The sequence below is a fragment of the Streptomyces sp. NPDC059247 genome, assembly GCF_042754005.1.
GTDB lineage: Bacteria > Actinomycetota > Actinomycetes > Streptomycetales > Streptomycetaceae > Streptomyces.
The window spans coordinates 108,907-126,323 of the sequence record NZ_JBHYZW010000007.1 but is presented as its reverse complement, the minus strand read 5'-3'; the positions used below and the strand labels follow the sequence as shown (position 1 = coordinate 126,323).

General features: G+C 72.8%; 14 protein-coding genes. 13 read left to right on the top strand and 1 reads right to left on the bottom strand.

The window, feature by feature from the left end; genetic code table 11:
- The first annotated feature begins 1 nt into the window (after position 1).
- The 12 genes from ACFXGN_RS15865 (at position 2) to ACFXGN_RS15810 (ending at position 15,025) form a co-directional block, all read left to right on the top strand.
- Positions 2-1,288 carry a dihydroorotase gene (locus ACFXGN_RS15865; protein ID WP_384858823.1) on the top strand — a complete coding sequence of 429 codons (1,287 nt, stop codon included), beginning with the start codon at positions 2-4 and terminating at the stop codon, positions 1,286-1,288.
- Positions 1,285-1,857, top strand: a complete 573-nt coding sequence (locus ACFXGN_RS15860) for a hypothetical protein (protein ID WP_384858820.1) — start codon at positions 1,285-1,287, stop codon at positions 1,855-1,857. The genes ACFXGN_RS15865 and ACFXGN_RS15860 overlap by 4 nt, the downstream gene beginning before the upstream one ends.
- Entirely contained in the window at positions 1,854-3,023 is a 1,170-nt protein-coding gene (gene carA, locus ACFXGN_RS15855; protein ID WP_384858817.1) for a glutamine-hydrolyzing carbamoyl-phosphate synthase small subunit, read from the top strand. The genes ACFXGN_RS15860 and carA overlap by 4 nt, the downstream gene beginning before the upstream one ends.
- Positions 3,016-6,324 carry a carbamoyl-phosphate synthase large subunit gene (gene carB / locus ACFXGN_RS15850; protein WP_384858814.1) on the top strand — a complete coding sequence of 1,103 codons (3,309 nt, stop codon included), beginning with the start codon at positions 3,016-3,018 and terminating at the stop codon, positions 6,322-6,324. The genes carA and carB overlap by 8 nt, the downstream gene beginning before the upstream one ends.
- Positions 6,325-6,398: 74 nt before the next feature.
- Positions 6,399-7,508 carry a quinone-dependent dihydroorotate dehydrogenase gene (locus ACFXGN_RS15845; protein ID WP_384859176.1) on the top strand — a complete coding sequence of 370 codons (1,110 nt, stop codon included), beginning with the start codon at positions 6,399-6,401 and terminating at the stop codon, positions 7,506-7,508.
- Complete coding sequence (gene pyrF, locus ACFXGN_RS15840; RefSeq protein ID WP_384858811.1) at positions 7,505-8,380, top strand: orotidine-5'-phosphate decarboxylase; 876 nt, start codon at positions 7,505-7,507, stop codon at positions 8,378-8,380. Before ACFXGN_RS15845 ends, pyrF begins: the two co-directional genes overlap by 4 nt.
- Before the next feature lie 299 nt (positions 8,381-8,679).
- The gene (locus tag ACFXGN_RS15835) at positions 8,680-9,003 is read left to right on the top strand and encodes an integration host factor (RefSeq protein WP_030008746.1); all 324 of its coding nucleotides are present in this window, start codon (positions 8,680-8,682) and stop codon (positions 9,001-9,003) included.
- A gap of 73 nt (positions 9,004-9,076) precedes the next feature.
- On the top strand, positions 9,077-9,649 hold the full coding sequence (gene gmk / locus ACFXGN_RS15830) for a guanylate kinase (protein WP_366442497.1): 573 nt from the start codon (positions 9,077-9,079) through the stop codon (positions 9,647-9,649).
- Between the two features lie 86 nt (positions 9,650-9,735).
- Positions 9,736-10,008 (top strand): DNA-directed RNA polymerase subunit omega, encoded by a 273-nt coding sequence (gene rpoZ, locus ACFXGN_RS15825; protein WP_005319902.1) that lies wholly within the window; start codon positions 9,736-9,738, stop codon positions 10,006-10,008.
- A gap of 118 nt (positions 10,009-10,126) precedes the next feature.
- Positions 10,127-11,338 (top strand): bifunctional phosphopantothenoylcysteine decarboxylase/phosphopantothenate--cysteine ligase CoaBC, encoded by a 1,212-nt coding sequence (coaBC, locus tag ACFXGN_RS15820; protein WP_384858808.1) that lies wholly within the window; start codon positions 10,127-10,129, stop codon positions 11,336-11,338.
- A 246-nt stretch (positions 11,339-11,584) separates the two neighbouring features.
- Complete coding sequence (gene metK, locus ACFXGN_RS15815) at positions 11,585-12,793, top strand: methionine adenosyltransferase (RefSeq protein ID WP_384858805.1); 1,209 nt, start codon at positions 11,585-11,587, stop codon at positions 12,791-12,793.
- 93 nt (positions 12,794-12,886) lie between these two features.
- Entirely contained in the window at positions 12,887-15,025 is a 2,139-nt protein-coding gene (locus tag ACFXGN_RS15810) for a primosomal protein N' (protein WP_384858802.1), read from the top strand.
- 141 nt (positions 15,026-15,166) lie between these two features.
- Here the strand turns inward: ACFXGN_RS15810 and ACFXGN_RS15805 are convergent, their stop codons facing one another.
- A complete protein-coding gene (locus tag ACFXGN_RS15805) occupies positions 15,167-15,685 on the bottom strand; it encodes a hypothetical protein (protein ID WP_384858799.1) in 519 nt (172 codons plus the stop codon).
- Positions 15,686-16,266: 581 nt separating this feature from the next.
- Between ACFXGN_RS15805 and fmt the strand changes: the two genes are divergently transcribed.
- The gene (gene fmt / locus ACFXGN_RS15800; protein WP_384858796.1) at positions 16,267-17,199 is read left to right on the top strand and encodes a methionyl-tRNA formyltransferase; all 933 of its coding nucleotides are present in this window, start codon (positions 16,267-16,269) and stop codon (positions 17,197-17,199) included.
- Positions 17,200-17,417 lie beyond the last annotated feature (218 nt).

The following is a 17,417-nucleotide window of genomic DNA, read 5'->3' as shown; positions in this document are numbered from 1 at the left end:
CATGAGCAAGATCCTTATTCGCGGTGCGCGGGTGCTGGGCGGCGAGGTCCAGGACGTCCTGATCGACGGCGAGACCATCGCGGAGACCGGCACCGGCCTGTCCGCCGAGGGCGCCACCGTCGTCGAGGCCGACGGCCAGATCCTGCTGCCCGGCCTGGTCGACCTCCACACCCATCTGCGCGAGCCCGGCCGCGAGGACTCCGAGACCGTCCTCACCGGCACCCGCGCCGCCGCCTCCGGCGGCTACACCGCCGTTTTCGCCATGGCCAACACCCACCCGGTCGCCGACACCGCCGGTGTCGTCGAGCAGGTCTACCGGCTCGGCAAGGAGCACGGCTACTGCGACGTGCAGCCCATCGGCGCCGTCACCGTCGGCCTGGAGGGCAAGAAGCTCGCCGAGCTCGGCGCCATGCACGACTCCGCCGCCGGCGTCACGGTCTTCTCCGACGACGGCAAGTGCGTCGACGACGCCGTCATCATGCGCCGCGCCCTGGAGTACGTGAAGGCCTTCGGCGGCGTCGTCGCCCAGCACGCCCAGGAGCCCCGCCTCACCGAGGGCGCCCAGATGAACGAGGGCGTCGTCTCCGCCGAACTGGGCCTCGGCGGCTGGCCCGCCGTCGCCGAGGAGTCGATCATCGCCCGCGACGTCCTCCTCGCCGAGCACGTCGGCTCCCGCGTCCACATCTGCCACCTCTCCACCGCGGGCTCCGTCGAGATCGTCCGCTGGGCCAAGTCCCGCGGCATCGACGTCACCGCCGAGGTCACCCCCCACCACCTCCTCCTCACGGACGAGCTGGTCCGCTCGTACGACCCGGTCTACAAGGTCAACCCGCCGCTGCGCACCGAGAAGGACGTCCTCGCGCTCCGCGAGGCGCTGGCCGACGGCACGATCGACATCGTCGCCACCGACCACGCCCCGCACCCGCACGAGGACAAGGACTGCGAGTGGGCCGCCGCCGCCATGGGCATGGTCGGCCTGGAGACCGCGCTCTCCGTGGTCCAGCAGACGATGGTCGAGACCGGCCTCCTCGACTGGGCCGGAGTCGCCGACCGGATGTCCCTCGCGCCCGCCCGCATCGGACGGGCCACCGGCCACGGCCGCCCCGTCTCGGCGGGCGAGCCCGCCAACCTGACCCTCGTCGATCCGGATTACCGTGGTGTGGTGGACCCCGCGGACTTCGCCTCCCGCAGCCGCAACACCCCGTACGAGGGCCGTGAGCTGCCGGGACGCGTCACCCACACCTTCCTGCGGGGCCGGGCAACGGTCGTGGACGGGAAGCTGGCGTGACACCACTCATCGCAATCGCAGCAGAGGCAGTCGAGCAGAAGTCGGCGGAGGTGACCGACTGGGCCGGACGGATCGGCTGGGTCGCCGGACTGCTGATCTTCATCGCCCTCGTGTACTGGCTGATGCGCCAGGGCTGGAAGTGGCGCGGCAGCCTCCAGTCGGACCTCCCCGAGCTGCCCACCGCACCGGCCGGGACCGGCCCGGCGACCCTGACCCTCAGCGGGCGCTACCACGGGTCCACCACCGCCGGACAGTGGCTCGACCGGATCGTCGCCCACGGGCTCGGCACCCGCAGCCGCGCCGAGCTGACGCTCACCGAGGCCGGGATCACGGTCGGGCGCCCCGGCGCGAACGACTTCTTCCTCCCCGTCGGAGCCCTGCGCGAGGCCCGCCTCGACAAGGGCATCGCGGGCAAGGTCCTCGCCGAGGGCGGCCTGCTGGTCGTCACCTGGGCGCACGGCGACAAGCTGCTCGACTCCGGCTTCCGCTCCGACCGGGCGGCCGAGCACACCGCCTGGGTCGAAGCCATCAACTCCATGATCAACACGACGGAAGGCATCGCACGATGACGACCTCCACCAGGGGAGCTGCCAAGACTCCCGCCGTACTCGTCCTGGAGGACGGCCGCACCTTCCGCGGCCGTGCCTACGGGGCCGTGGGGGAGACCTTCGGCGAGGCCGTGTTCTCCACCGGCATGACCGGCTACCAGGAGACCCTCACCGACCCGTCGTACCACCGCCAGGTCGTCGTCATGACCGCCCCGCACGTCGGCAACACCGGCGTCAACGACGAGGACCCCGAGTCCGGCCGCATCTGGGTCTCCGGCTACGTGGTCCGCGACCCCGCACGCGTCTCCTCCAACTGGCGCTCCCGGCGCTCCCTGGACGAGGAGCTGGAGCGCCAGGGCGTCGTCGGCATCGCCGGCATCGACACCCGGGCCCTCACCCGCCACCTGCGCGAGCGCGGCGCCATGCGCGTCGGCATCTTCTCCGGCGACGCCGTCGCCGACGAGACCGCCCTGCTCGCCAAGGTCACGGCACAGCCCGAGATGACCGGTGCGAACCTCTCCGCCGAGGTCGCCACCAAGGAGAGCTACGTCGTCCCCGCGATCGGCCCCGACGGCGAAGCCCTCCCGCTCGGCACCGCCAGGTTCACCGTCGCCGCCGTCGACCTCGGCATCAAGGGCATGACCCCGCGCCGGATGGCCGAGCGCGGCATCGAGGTCCACGTGCTGCCCGCCACCGCCACCGCCGAGGACGTCTACGCGGTCGCCCCCGACGGCGTGTTCTTCTCCAACGGCCCCGGCGACCCGGCCACCGCGGACGGCCCCGTCGCCGTCATGCGCGAAGTCCTGAGCCGCAGGACGCCCCTCTTCGGCATCTGCTTCGGCAACCAGATCCTCGGCCGCGCCCTCGGCTTCGGCACCTACAAGCTGAAGTACGGCCACCGGGGCATCAACCAGCCCGTCCAGGACCGCACCACCGGCAAGGTCGAGGTCACCGCGCACAACCACGGCTTCGCCGTCGACGCCCCCCTCGACAAGGTCTCCGACACGCCCTACGGGCGCGCCGAGGTCTCCCACGTCTGTCTGAACGACCAGGTCGTCGAAGGCCTCCAGCTGCTCGACCAGCCGGCCTTCTCCGTCCAGTACCACCCCGAGGCGGCCGCGGGCCCGCACGACGCCGCGTACCTCTTCGACCGCTTCGTATCCCTGATGGAGGCCGAGCGTGCCTAAGCGCACCGATATCCAGTCCGTCCTGGTCATCGGCTCCGGCCCGATCGTCATCGGCCAGGCCGCCGAGTTCGACTACTCCGGAACCCAGGCCTGCCGCGTCCTCAAGGCCGAGGGCCTGCGGGTCATCCTGGTCAACTCCAACCCGGCCACGATCATGACCGACCCGGAGATCGCCGACGCCACCTACGTCGAGCCGATCACCCCCGAGTTCGTCGAGAAGATCATCGCCAAGGAGCGCCCCGACGCCCTCCTGCCCACCCTCGGCGGCCAGACCGCGCTCAACACCGCGATCTCCATGCACGAGCAGGGCGTCCTGGAGAAGTACGGCGTCGAGCTCATCGGCGCCAACGTCGAGGCCATCAACAAGGGCGAGGACCGCGACCTCTTCAAGGGCGTCGTCGAGGCCGTCAAGGCCAAGATCGGATACGGCGAGTCCGCCCGCTCGGTGATCTGCCACACCATGGACGACGTCATCAAGGGCGTCGACACCCTCGGCGGCTACCCCGTCGTCGTCCGCCCCTCCTTCACCATGGGCGGCGCCGGTTCCGGCTTCGCCCACGACGAGGACGAGCTGCGCCGCATCGCCGGTCAGGGCCTCACGCTCTCGCCCACCACCGAGGTGCTCCTGGAGGAGTCCATCCTCGGCTGGAAGGAGTACGAGCTGGAGCTGATGCGCGACAGGAACGACAACGTCGTGGTCGTCTGCTCCATCGAGAACTTCGACCCGATGGGCGTCCACACCGGCGACTCGATCACCGTCGCCCCGGCGATGACGCTGACCGACCGCGAGTACCAGCGCCTCCGCGACATCGGCATCGCGATCATCCGCGAGGTCGGCGTCGACACCGGCGGCTGCAACATCCAGTTCGCGATCGACCCGGTCGACGGCCGCGTCATCGTCATCGAGATGAACCCGCGCGTCTCCCGCTCCTCGGCGCTCGCCTCCAAGGCGACCGGCTTCCCGATCGCCAAGATCGCGGCCCGTCTCGCCGTCGGCTACACGCTCGACGAGATCCCGAACGACATCACGGAGAAGACCCCGGCGTCCTTCGAGCCCACGCTCGACTACGTCGTCGTCAAGGCCCCCCGCTTCGCCTTCGAGAAGTTCCCCTCCGCCGACTCCACGCTGACCACGACCATGAAGTCGGTCGGCGAGGCCATGGCGATCGGCCGCAACTTCACCGAGGCGCTCCAGAAGGCCCTGCGCTCCCTGGAGAAGAAGGGCTCCCAGTTCGCCTTCACCGGCGAGCCCGGCGACAAGGACGAGCTGCTGCGCGAGGCGGTCCGCCCGACCGACGGCCGCATCAACACCGTCATGCGGGCGATCCGCGCCGGAGCCACCCCCGAGGAGGTCTTCGACGCCACGAAGATCGACCCGTGGTTCGTCGACCAGCTCTTCCTGATCAAGGAGATCGCCGACGAGCTGGCCGAGGCCGAGCGCCTGGAGCCCGAGCTGCTCTCCGAGGCCAAGCGCCACGGCTTCTCCGACGCCCAGATCGCCGAGATCCGGGGCCTGCGCGAGGACGTCGTCCGCGAGGTCCGGCACGCCCTCGGCGTCCGCCCGGTCTACAAGACGGTCGACACCTGCGCCGCCGAGTTCGCCGCGAAGACCCCGTACTTCTACTCCTCCTACGACGAGGAGAGCGAGGTCGCCCCGCGCGAGAAGCCCGCGGTGATCATCCTGGGCTCCGGCCCGAACCGCATCGGCCAGGGCATCGAGTTCGACTACTCCTGCGTCCACGCCTCCTTCGCGCTGAGCGACGCCGGGTACGAGACCGTGATGGTCAACTGCAACCCGGAGACCGTCTCCACCGACTACGACACCTCCGACCGGCTCTACTTCGAGCCGCTCACCCTGGAGGACGTCCTGGAGATCGTCCACGCCGAGACCCTCGCGGGCCCCGTCGCGGGCGTCGTCGTCCAGCTCGGCGGCCAGACCCCGCTGGGCCTGGCACAGGCCCTCAAGGACAACGGCGTGCCCGTCGTCGGCACCTCCCCCGAGGCCATCCACGCCGCCGAGGACCGCGGCGCCTTCGGCCAGGTCCTCGCCGAGGCCGGACTGCCCGCCCCCAAGCACGGCACCGCGACCACCTTCGCCGGAGCCAAGGCCATCGCCGACGAGATCGGCTACCCCGTCCTCGTACGCCCCTCGTACGTGCTCGGCGGCCGGGGCATGGAGATCGTGTACGACGAGACCCGCCTGGAGTCGTACATCGCCGAGTCCACCGAGATCAGCCCCACCCGGCCGGTCCTGGTCGACCGCTTCCTCGACGACGCCATCGAGATCGACGTCGACGCCCTCTACGACGGCCAGGAGCTCTACCTCGGCGGCGTCATGGAGCACATCGAGGAAGCGGGGATCCACTCCGGCGACTCGGCCTGCGCCCTGCCCCCGATCACCCTCGGCGGCTACGACATCAAGCGCCTGCGCGCCTCCACCGAGGCCATCGCCAAGGGCGTCGGCGTGCGCGGTCTGATCAACATCCAGTTCGCGATGGCCGGTGACATCCTCTACGTCCTGGAGGCCAACCCGCGCGCCTCCCGGACCGTCCCCTTCACCTCGAAGGCGACCGCCGTCCCGCTCGCCAAGGCCGCCGCGCGCATCTCGCTCGGCGCCACCGTCGCCGAGCTGCGCGCCGAGGGCCTGCTGCCGAAGACCGGCGACGGCGGCACCCTGCCGCTCGACGCGCCGATCTCCGTCAAGGAGGCCGTGATGCCGTGGTCGCGCTTCCGCGACGTGCACGGCCGTGGCGTGGACACCGTCCTGGGCCCGGAGATGCGCTCCACCGGCGAGGTCATGGGCATCGACGCGGTCTTCGGCACGGCGTACGCCAAGTCGCAGGCCGGGGCGTACGGCCCGCTGCCCACCGGGGGCCGCGCGTTCATCTCGGTCGCCAACCGCGACAAGCGCTCGATGATCTTCCCGGCCCGCGAGCTCGTCGCCCACGGCTTCGAGCTGCTCGCCACCTCCGGCACCGCCGAGGTCCTCAAGCGCAACGGCATCAACGCCACCATCGTGCGCAAGCTGAGCGAGGGCGAGGGCCCGAACGGCGAGAAGACGATCGTGCAGCTCATCCACGACGGCCAGGTCGACCTGATCGTCAACACCCCGTACGGCACCGGTGGCCGCCTCGACGGCTACGAGATCCGTACGGCCGCGGTCGCCCGTGGCGTCCCCTGCCTCACCACGGTCCAGGCGCTCGCCGCGGCCGTCCAGGGCATCGACGCGCTCAACGGCGGCGACGTCGGCGTCCGCTCGCTCCAGGAGCACGCGGAGATCCTGACCGCGGCCCGCGACTAGCAGCCCGTACGAACGAGGGGGGACACCGGCGACACCGCGGTGTCCCCCTCGTCATGAGCACACCTGGACCCCGCATGTACAAGTTCTTCTTCCGGCTCGTCTTCACGCGCATGGACCCCGAGCAGGCCCACCACCTGGCCTTCCGCTGGATCCGGCTGGCCGCCCGCGTCCCCGTCCTGCGGACCTTCGTCGCCGCCGTCCTCGCGCCCCGCCACCCGGCCCTGCGCACCGAGGCCCTCGGCCTGCGGATGCACGGCCCCTTCGGGCTCGCCGCTGGCTTCGACAAGAACGCCGTCGCCATCGACGGCATGTCGATGCTCGGCTTCGACCACATCGAGATCGGCACGGTCACCGGCGAGGCCCAGCCCGGCAACCCCAAGAAGCGCCTCTTCCGGCTGATCCCGGACCGCGCCCTGATCAACCGCATGGGCTTCAACAACGAGGGCTCCGCCGCCGTCGCCGCCCGCCTCGCCGCCCGCGAGCCCGTCTTCCGCACGGTCGTCGGCGTCAACATCGGCAAGACCAAGCTCGTCCCCGAGGCCGAGGCCGCCGACGACTACGTGAAGTCCACCGAGCGCCTCGCCGCGCACGCCGACTACCTCGTCGTCAACGTCTCCTCGCCGAACACCCCCGGCCTGCGGAACCTCCAGGCCACCGAGTCGCTCCGGCCGCTCCTGACCGCCGTCCGGGAGGCCGCCGACCGCACGGTCACCGACCGCCGGGTCCCGCTGCTCGTCAAGATCGCGCCCGACCTGGCCGACGAGGACGTCGACGCGGTCGCCGACCTCGCCCTCGAACTGGGTCTCGACGGCATCATCGCCACCAACACCACCATCGCCCGCGAGGGCCTCGGCCTGAAGTCGGACCCGGCGCTCGTCGAGGAGACCGGCGGCCTCTCCGGCGCCCCCGTCAAGGAACGCTCCCTCGCCGTCCTCAGGCGCCTCCACGCGCGCGTGGGCGACCGCCTGGTCCTGGTGGGCGTCGGCGGCATCGAGAACGCCGAGGACGCCTGGCAGCGCGTCCTCGCGGGCGCCACCCTGATCCAGGGCTACAGCGCCTTCATCTACGAGGGCCCGTTCTACGCCCGCGCGATCCACCGGGGCCTCGCCGCGCGCCTCGCCGCCTCCCCGTACGCCACCCTCGCCGAGGCCGTCGGCGCCGACAACCGAAAGGCCGCCCAGTGACCTCCCCGACGCCCGCCCCGCACCCCGCCCCGACGCCCTTCGGCGCCCGGCTGCGCACCGCCATGGACGAGCGCGGTCCGCTCTGCGTCGGCATCGACCCGCACGCCGCCCTGCTCGACTCCTGGGGCCTGACCGACGACATCGCGGGCCTGGAGCGGTTCACGTTCACGGTCGTCGAGGCCCTCGCCGGAACGGTCGCCGTCTTCAAGCCGCAGTCGGCCTTCTTCGAGCGCTTCGGCTCGCGCGGCGTCGCCGTCCTGGAGCGGGCCGTCGCCGAGCTGCGCGCGGCGGGCGGCCTGGTCGTCATGGACGCCAAGCGCGGCGACATCGGCTCCACGATGGCCGCCTACGCGGAGACCTACCTGCGGGTGGACTCCCCGCTGTTCTCCGACGCGCTCACGGTCTCCCCGTACCTCGGCTACGGCTCCCTGCGGCCCGCCGTCGACCTGGCCCGCGAGTCCGGCGCCGGGCTCTTCGTGCTCGCCCTGACCTCCAACCCGGAGGGGGCCGAGGTGCAGCGCGCGGTGCGCGCCGACGACCCGGCCGGGCGGACCGTCGGCGCGCTCATGCTGGGCCACCTCGCCGAGGAGAACGCGGGGGAGAGCCCGATGGGCTCCTTCGGGGCCGTGGTGGGCGCCACGCTCGGCGACCTGTCCTCGTTCGACCTGGACATCAACGGGCCGCTCCTGGCCCCCGGCATCGGCGCGCAGGGCGCGACCCCGGCCGACCTCCCGGCCGTCTTCGGCGCGGCGGTGCGCAACGTCGTGCCGAACGTGAGCCGGGGCGTCCTGCGGCACGGTCCGGACGCGACCGCTCTGAGGGGCGCGGCCGACCGGTACGCGGACGAGATCCGCGCGGCCGTCGGGGGGTAGCGGGACGCGCGGCCAATCCGCAGGTGGGACGGTGCTGACGGGCCGTCTCACCGGGTCGCCCCGCTCCTTGACGAAAACTTGGCTCAAAACCGAGTCGTTTTGTCGGGAAAGTCCTGGTCGGTCGATGCTGACCAGGACTTTTCCGCTGTTCTCGCTGACTGGAGCGGGATCGGCCGCTAGTCTCCGGGGCAGAGCAGGCGTTCAACGGCCACAGCGTTGATCGTTGCTCCACTGGTGTGGGGCGACTAGGTTCCTCACCGGTCCGTATCCGACAGATCGACATCCGAGGTGACGTAGGCGTGGCTCTTCCGCCCCTTACCCCTGAACAGCGCGCAGCCGCGCTCGAGAAGGCCGCCGCGGCTCGCCGGGAGCGGGCCGAGGTCAAGAATCGACTCAAGCACTCCGGCGCCTCCCTCCAGGAGGTCATCAAGACCGGCCAGGAGAACGACGTCATCGGCAAGATGAAGGTCTCCGCGCTGCTCGAATCGCTCCCCGGCGTCGGCAAGGTCCGCGCCAAGCAGATCATGGAGCGTCTCGGCATCTCCGAGAGCCGCCGGGTGCGCGGTCTGGGCTCCAACCAGATCGCCTCCCTGGAGCGCGAGTTCGGCAGCACCGGCGCCTGAACGGGTGACCGGTCCGGCGCCCGGTCCGGGACTCGCGTCCCGGGCACCCCGGTGATGCTGGAATAATCGCTGCATGGCAGCAGAGGTACGTCCGCGGCTGACCGTGCTCTCCGGCCCCTCAGGGGTCGGCAAGAGCACGGTCGTCGCGCATATGCGCAAGGTCCACCCCGAGGTCTGGCTCTCGGTGTCCGCGACGACACGGAAGCCCCGCCCCGGCGAGAAGCACGGCGTCCACTACTTCTTCGTGACGGACGACGAGTTCGACAAGCTGATCGCCAACGGCGAGCTCCTCGAATGGGCCGAGTTCGCGGGCAACCGCTACGGCACCCCGCGCGGCGCGGTCCTCGCCCGGCTCGACTCCGGGGAGCCCGTGCTCCTGGAGATCGACCTCCAGGGCGCCCGCCAGGTCAAGGACTCGATGCCCGAGTCCCAGCTGGTCTTCCTGGCCCCGCCGAGCTGGGACGAACTGGTCCGCCGGCTCACCGGCCGGGGCACCGAGTCGCCCGAGGTCATCGAGCGCCGCCTCGCCGCGGCCAAGGTCGAACTCGCCGCCGAGTCGGAGTTCGACAGCACGCTCGTCAACACCTCCGTCGAAGACGTCGCACGCGAGCTGCTAACGTTGACGCTGGTGTCTTCTGGGGAGTGACTCCCGGATCGCCGCAGTACACAGCAGCACAGAGCACTGCAGAAGCAGTGCAGAACAAATCTTTTTCCATCTTCGGAAGGTAGAGCGTGTCCTCTTCCATCACCGCGCCCGAGGGCATCATCAACCCGCCGATCGACGAGCTGCTCGAGGCCACGGACTCGAAGTACAGCCTCGTGATCTACGCGGCCAAGCGGGCGCGTCAGATCAACGCGTACTACTCCCAGCTCGGCGAGGGCCTGCTGGAGTACGTGGGTCCGCTGGTCGACACCCACGTCCACGAGAAGCCGCTCTCGATCGCGCTGCGCGAGATCAACGCGGGTCTGCTGACCTCCGAGGCCATCGAGGGCCCGGCCCAGTAACCACGCGTCGCGTGTAACGCTTGTCACCACAGGCCCGGCGGACTTCCGCCGGGCCTGTGGTGTTCTCATGGAGTCCTAACGCGTCCGAGTGCGCGTCCGAGCGCGGGGAGTGACAGTCGTGGCCGAGCCGAAGGTCGTTCTGGGGGTCAGCGGCGGCATCGCCGCCTACAAGGCGTGCGAGCTGCTGCGCCGGTTCACCGAGTCGGGCCACGACGTCCGGGTCGTCCCGACCGGGTCCGCCCTCCACTTCGTCGGCGCCGCCACCTGGTCAGCCCTCTCCGGCCACCCCGTCTCCACCGAGGTCTGGGACTCCGTCCACGAGGTGCCCCACGTGCGGATCGGACAGGGCGCCGACCTCGTCGTCGTCGCCCCCGCCACCGCCGACCTGCTCGCCAAGGCGGCCCACGGCCTCGCCGACGACCTGCTCACCAACACGCTGCTCACCGCGCGCTGCCCCGTCGTCTTCGCCCCCGCCATGCACACCGAGATGTGGGAGCACCCGGCCACCCAGGAGAACGTGGCCACCCTGCGCCGCCGGGGCGCCGTCGTCCTCGAACCGGCCGTCGGGCGTCTCACCGGCGCCGACACGGGCAAGGGACGACTGCCCGACCCGACGGAGATCTTCGAGGCCTGCCGACGGGTCCTCAGCCGCGGCGCCACCGCCCCCGACCTCGCCGGACGCCATGTCGTGGTCAGCGCGGGCGGCACCCGCGAGCCCCTCGACCCCGTCCGCTACCTCGGCAACCGCTCCTCCGGCAAGCAGGGCTACGCCCTCGCCAGGGCCGCCGCCGCCCGGGGCGCCCGGGTCACCCTCGTCGAGGCCAACACCGGCATCCCCGACCCGGCGGGCGTCGACGTCGTCCACGTCGGCACCGCGCTGCAGCTCCGCGAGGCCGTGCTCAAGGCCGTCGCCGACGCCGACGCGGTCGTCATGGCCGCCGCCGTCGCCGACTTCCGCCCCGCCGCCTACGCGACCGGGAAGATCAAGAAGAAGGACGACGGCGGGGCGCCCACCGTCGAGCTGGTCCGCAATCCGGACATCCTCGCGGAGCTGTCCACCGGCCGCGCGCTGCCCGGACAGGTCGTCGTCGGCTTCGCCGCCGAGACCGACGACGTCCTCGCCAACGGACGCGAGAAGCTCCGCCGCAAGGGCTGCGACCTCCTCGTGGTGAACGAGGTCGGAGAGCGCAAGACCTTCGGTTCCGAGGAGAACGAAGCCGTGGTCATCGCCTCGGACGGCACCGAGACCCCGGTCCCGTACGGCCCGAAGGAAGCGCTCGCCGAGACCGTCTGGGACCTCGTCCTGCCCCGGCTGCGCCCGGCGCCCTGATCCGTCGCGCCCCTCGCCGTCCGCGCCCGCGCGGACGGCGGCGGAAGACCCGGCCCGGACCTCCGGGCGGTGTCCTGAACCGCTTCGTACGGCCGGATTCACCCTCTCGGGGTATTCACTGTTCGAGACACCTGGACCATTGCGCGACCACGACCGATAGACTGTCCGTGGAACGTCTTGGGGCGCAGCCCCCTGCCGGTCCGCTTCAAAGAAGAGCCAGCAGCCGCTGCAACCCCAGGGAGCGTTGTGTCCCGTCGTCTGTTCACCTCGGAGTCCGTCACCGAGGGACACCCCGACAAGATCGCTGACCAGATCAGCGACACCATCCTCGACGCACTGCTCCGGGAGGACCCCACCTCCCGCGTCGCCGTCGAGACGCTGATCACCACCGGCCTGGTGCACGTCGCCGGTGAGGTGACCACCAAGGCGTGGGCGGACATCCCGACCCTCGTCCGGAACAAGATCCTCGAGATCGGCTACGACTCCTCCAAGAAGGGCTTCGACGGCGCCTCCTGCGGCGTGTCGGTGTCCATCGGGTCGCAGTCCCCGGACATCGCCCAGGGCGTGGACACCGCGTACGAGAAGCGGGTCGAGGGTGACGAGGACGAGCTCGACAAGCAGGGCGCCGGTGACCAGGGCCTGATGTTCGGCTATGCCTCGGACGAGACGCCCGAGCTGATGCCGCTGCCGATCCACATCGCGCACCGCCTCTCCCGCCGCCTCACCGAGGTCCGCAAGAACGGGACCATCCCGTACCTGCGCCCCGACGGCAAGACCCAGGTCACCATCGAGTACGACGGCGACAAGGCCGTCCGCCTCGACACGGTCGTCGTCTCCTCGCAGCACGCCTCCGACATCGACCTGGAGTCGCTGCTCGCGCCCGACATCCGCGAGTTCGTCGTCGAGCACGTGCTCAAGCAGCTCGTCGAGGACGGCATCAAGCTCGACACCGACGGCTACCGCCTCCTGGTGAACCCGACCGGCCGCTTCGAGATCGGCGGCCCGATGGGCGACGCCGGACTCACCGGCCGCAAGATCATCATCGACACGTACGGCGGCATGGCCCGGCACGGCGGCGGCGCCTTCTCCGGCAAGGACCCGTCGAAGGTCGACCGCTCGGCCGCCTACGCCATGCGCTGGGTCGCCAAGAACGTCGTCGCCGCGGGCCTCGCCTCGCGCTGCGAGGTCCAGGTCGCCTACGCGATCGGCAAGGCCGAGCCCGTCGGTCTCTTCGTCGAGACCTTCGGCACCCACACGATCGAGACCGAGAAGATCGAGAACGCCATCGGCGAGGTCTTCGACCTGCGCCCGGCCGCGATCATCCGCGACCTCGACCTGCTCCGCCCGATCTACTCCCAGACCGCCGCCTACGGCCACTTCGGCCGTGAGCTGCCCGACTTCACCTGGGAGCGCACGGACCGCGTGGAGGCCCTGCGCCGGGCCGCCGGTCTGTAGTCCCACCCGCGCCCGCCCGGAGCCCGGCCCCCCTTAGGGGGCGCCGGGCTCCGGCATGTCCGGCTGTCGGTGCCGTCTGGTAGGTATGGGGCTGTGAGCAGCGAGAAGGAGCGGTCAGGGGAGACGGCGGAGCCCGAGCAGCTCGCGCTCATCCGGGAGACCGTGCGGAAGGCGAAGGTGCCCAAGGCCAAGCCCCGGACCTGGCGGGGCGCGGCCCTGGCCAAGGAGCTGCCCGTGGCCAGGGTCGTCGTGAACAAGGGCGTCCTCCACCTCGACCAGTTCTTCGACTACGCGGTCCCCGAGGAACTCGACGCGATCGCCCGGCCCGGCGTACGGGTACGGGTGCGGTTCGGCGCCGGATCCGGCCAGGTCCGGGGCGGGCGGCGGGAGGGCGGCCGGCTCATCGACGGCTTCCTCGTCGAGCGCCGGGCCACTTCCGACTACTCCGGGCCGCTCGCCGCCCTCGCCGGTGTCGTCTCGCCCGAACCCGTCCTCGGACCCGAACTCCTCGGCCTCGCCCGCGCCGTCGCCGACCGGTACGCGGGCAGCCTCGCCGATGTGCTCCAGCTCGCCGTGCCCCCGCGCAGCGCCCGCGCCGAGGGCCGCCCCTCGCCGGAGCCGTCGCCGCCGCCGACCGCCCCCGAACCGGGCAGCTGGACGCGGTACGAGCGCGGGCCCGCGTTCCTGGACTCCCTCGCGCGCGGCGGCACGCCCCGCGCGGTGTGGAACGCGCTGCCAGGACCGCACTGGGCCGAGGAGATCGCCCGAGCCGTCCGGGCGACCCTGGCCTCCGGCCGGGGAGCCCTCGTCGTCGTCCCCGACGGGCGGGCGGCGGACCGCGTCGACACCGCCCTCACCACCGTGCTCGGCGAGGGCCGGCACACCCTGCTCACCGCCGAGGCGGGTCCCGAGCAGCGGTACGCGCGCTGGCTCGCGGTCCGGCGCGGCGCCGTCCGGGCCGTCGTCGGCACCCGGGCGGCCATGTTCGCGCCCGTCCGCGACCTCGGCCTCGTCGTCGTCTGGGACGACGGCGACGGCAGCCACAGCGAGCCGCACGCCCCGCAGCCCCACACCCGCGAGGTCCTGCTGCTGCGCGCCGCCCACGACCGCTGCGCCTTCCTCCTCGGGAGCACCAGCTGCACCGTCGAGGCCGCCCAGCTCATGGAGTCCGGCTGGGCCGGGGCGCTGGTCGCGGGCCGTGAGCAGGTCCGCGCCGCCGCGCCCCTGATCCGGACCGTCGGCGACGGCGAACTCGCCCGTGACGAGGCCGCGCGGGCCGCCCGGCTGCCCTCGCTGGCCTGGCGGACCGTACGGGAGGGGCTCAGGAACGGACCGGTGCTCGTCCAGGTCCCGCGCCGGGGATACGTGCCCCGGCTGGCCTGCGAGCGCTGCCGGACACCCGCCCGCTGCCGCCACTGCGCGGGGCCCCTGGAGGCCCCCGAGCAGCGGGAGCTGTGCTGCGGCTGGTGCGGGCGCGGCGCCCCCGACTGGCACTGCCTGGAGTGCGGCTCCACCCGGCTGCGGGCCCAGGTGGTCGGTGCCCGGCGGACCGCCGAGGAACTGGGCCGGGCGTTCCCCGCGGTGCCGGTCCGCACCTCGGGCCGGGACCACGTCCTGGACCGGGTGCCGGACCGCCCCGCCCTCGTCGTCTCCACCCCCGGCGCGGAACCCGTCGCCGACGGCGGCTACGCGGCGGCCCTCCTCCTCGACGGCTGGGCCATGCTCGGCAGGCCCGATCTGCGGGCGGGGGAGGAGGCGCTGCGCCGCTGGATCGACGCCGCCTCCCTGGTACGGGGCCAGGCCGAGGGGGGCACGGTCGTCGTGGTCGCCGAGCCGACGCTGCGGCCGGTGCAGGCCCTCGTCCGCTGGGACCCGGTCGGGCACGCCCAGCGGGAGCTGGCCGAGCGGGCCGAGCTGGGTTTCCCGCCGGTCTCCCGGATGGCGGCCGTCTCCGGTCCCCCGGAGGCCGTCGAGGGCTTCCTGGCCGCCGCCGGGCTCCCCGGTGACGCCGAGATCCTGGGCCCGGTGCCGCTGCCGGTCGTCCGGCCGGGCGGGCCGCGCCGCCCCGGCGACCCACCGCCGGGCGAGCGGTGGGACCGGGCCCTGGTCCGGGTCCCGCCGGGCAGCGGCGCGGCCCTGGCGGCGGCGCTGAAGCAGGCCAGGGCGGGCCGGCTGGCCCGGGGCGGCGGGGACCCGGTGCGCATCCGCGTGGACCCGCCGGACATCGGCTGAACCCGCGCGGGGCCGCCGGGCGCTCGGCGGGACCTCCGGGCGAGGGGTCCGCCGGGCCCGTACGGCCGGGGGCATCCGGCCCGGACGCGCGAAGGCCGTCCGCCCCCGGAGGGACGGACGGCCTCGGGAGGCGGGGAGGGGTCAGCCGCCGCGCGGGCCCGGGAAGGCCGTCGGGCGGGGCTCCTCGCGGAGGGTGGCACTGCCCGAGGTCGGCTGCGGGGGCATCGAACGGGCGGCGGGCACCGCGGGGAGCGTGCGGGTGGCCCCCGGCTCCATGATCGGTTCCTGCTCGACGGGGACGCCCGGCTGGGGCGCGCGCCGGGAACCGTAACGGCGGTGGACGGCCTGCTTGGTGACGCCGAGCGCGGAGCCCACGGCGTCCCAGGAGAAGCCGAGCGAACGGTCGAAGTCGACCGCGGCGGTCACCAGGGTCTCGACGCTGTCCCGCAGCTCCTGGGCCAGACGGACGGTCGGGGCGGGGGCCCGCCCGTAGACGACGAAGCCCGTCGAGGGGCCGGAGCGGCGAGGACGGTAGACATTGCCCAGCTGGGCCGTGAGCGTGCGCAGTGCGTCCACCTGCCGCCGGACCCGCTCGATGTCCCGCACCAGCAGGTGCAGACTCGCCCGAGCCTGGGCGTCGTGGGTTGCGTGGTCGGCCATGTGAAAGCCTCTCGAACCGGCGTATGAAGGGAAGGGCCGCCGGGGGGAGGCGGCGACCCGAATCGGTCAATCTCTCTTGACCAACGCGTCATCGGGAGTTGGGTCACGCTGCGGGGGCGTACACGTAGACGCGCGGGGGCGCTCGTCCTTCCGTACGCCCCCTCCCGGCCCCGGCGTCCGGCGTGTCCCCGCCGGTCGGGGCGGGGAGGGCCGACGGAGCGCGTCCGGGCCTTCCCTTCCGGTTCCCGCCCGGCCCGGGGCGGCTCGCGGTGCCGTCGGAGCGGCCGGGCGCGTCCCTTAGGACCTGTCGTCACATTCCCGTCTGCCCCGCGACGCCTGGCACGCGCTCTCGCCGCACCGGGCGAAAGCCTGAGTACGTCCAGTACGAGGGCTTCCACCCGGCACACCGAGAGCACGCACCAGACGCCGCGGGGCCGCCCTTCGGGCGACGACGGGAGTGTGACGACAGGCCCTAGGGCCACCGCGTCGGACGCCGTGGGCTCGACCGGCGCGCCCGGGAGGGGACGACCTAGACTGATGGGCCGCCCGCAAAGCCCCCGGACAGACAGGCACCGCCACCCATGAAGCTCGTCTTCGCAGGCACCCCCGAGGTCGCCGTACCCGCCCTGGACGCCCTGCTCGCCTCCGGGCGGCACGAGGTGGCCGCCGTGGTCACCCGGCCGGACGCCCCGGCGGGGCGGGGCCGACGGCTCGTCGCGAGCCCGGTGGCGCAGCGCGCGGAGGAGGCCGGGATCGAGATCCTGCGGCCGGTGAAGCCCCGTGACGAGGACTTCCTCGCCCGGCTGCGGGAGATCGCGCCGGACTGCTGCCCGGTCGTCGCCTACGGCGCGCTGCTGCCGAAGGCGGCCCTCGCCGTCCCGGCCCACGGCTGGGTCAACCTGCACTTCTCGCTGCTGCCCGCCTGGCGCGGCGCCGCACCCGTGCAGCACGCGCTGATGGCGGGCGACCAGGTGACGGGCGCGTCCACCTTCCAGATCGAGGAGGGGCTCGACTCGGGTCCGGTCTACGGCGTGGTCACCGAGGACGTCCGGCCCACGGACACCAGCGGCGACCTGCTCACCCGGCTCGCCTTCGCGGGCGCCGGACTGCTCGCGGCGACGATGGACGGCATCGAGGACGGCACCCTCAAGGCCGTGCCGCAGCCCGCCGAGGGCATCACCCTCGCCCCGAAGATCCAGGTCGAGGACGCCCATGTCGACTTCGCCGCCCCCGCCCTGCGGGTGGACCGGGTCGTCCGGGGCTGCACCCCGGCGCCCGGCGCCTGGACGCTCTTCCGGGGCGAGCGCCTGAAGCTGATCCAGGTCACCCCGCTGCCGGACCGGGTGGACCTGGCCCCGGGCGAGCTGGCGGTGGGCAAGAACAACGTGTACGCGGGCACCGGTTCGTACGCCGTGGAGCTGGTCTGGGTCCAGCCCCAGGGCAAGAAGCCGATGAAGGCCGCCGACTGGGCGCGGGGCGTGCGGATCGCGGCGGGGGAGCGGCTGGGGGCGTAGGCCCTCTCCTCCTCCGGGTCCCGCCGCATTCCGCCGTTCGGGTCCGCGGGGCCCGGCGCGGTGCGTCGCGGGACGGAGGAGCGGCCGTGAGCGGCCGGGAAGCGCGGGGAGCGGCCCGGGCAGCCGGGTCCCCGGACGTGCCCGGCTGTTCCGGCGGCACCGCGGGGAACGGTGCCGGGCGTCGCGGGCCGGGCGGGATCCGGAAGGGACGACCCGGC

Excerpts from the sequence above, each read along its gene's own strand:
- ACFXGN_RS15865 (WP_384858823.1), top strand. The coding sequence starts at position 2 with ATGAGCAAGATCCTTATTCGCGGTGCGCGGGTGCTGGGCGGCGAGGTC.
- carA (WP_384858817.1), top strand. The coding sequence starts at position 1,854 with ATGACGACCTCCACCAGGGGAGCTGCCAAGACTCCCGCCGTACTCGTC.
- ACFXGN_RS15845 (WP_384859176.1), top strand. The coding sequence starts at position 6,399 with ATGTACAAGTTCTTCTTCCGGCTCGTCTTCACGCGCATGGACCCCGAG.
- gmk (WP_366442497.1), top strand. The coding sequence starts at position 9,077 with ATGGCAGCAGAGGTACGTCCGCGGCTGACCGTGCTCTCCGGCCCCTCA.
- ACFXGN_RS15805 (WP_384858799.1), bottom strand. The coding sequence starts at position 15,685 with ATGGCCGACCACGCAACCCACGACGCCCAGGCTCGGGCGAGTCTGCAC.
- fmt (WP_384858796.1), top strand. The coding sequence starts at position 16,267 with ATGAAGCTCGTCTTCGCAGGCACCCCCGAGGTCGCCGTACCCGCCCTG.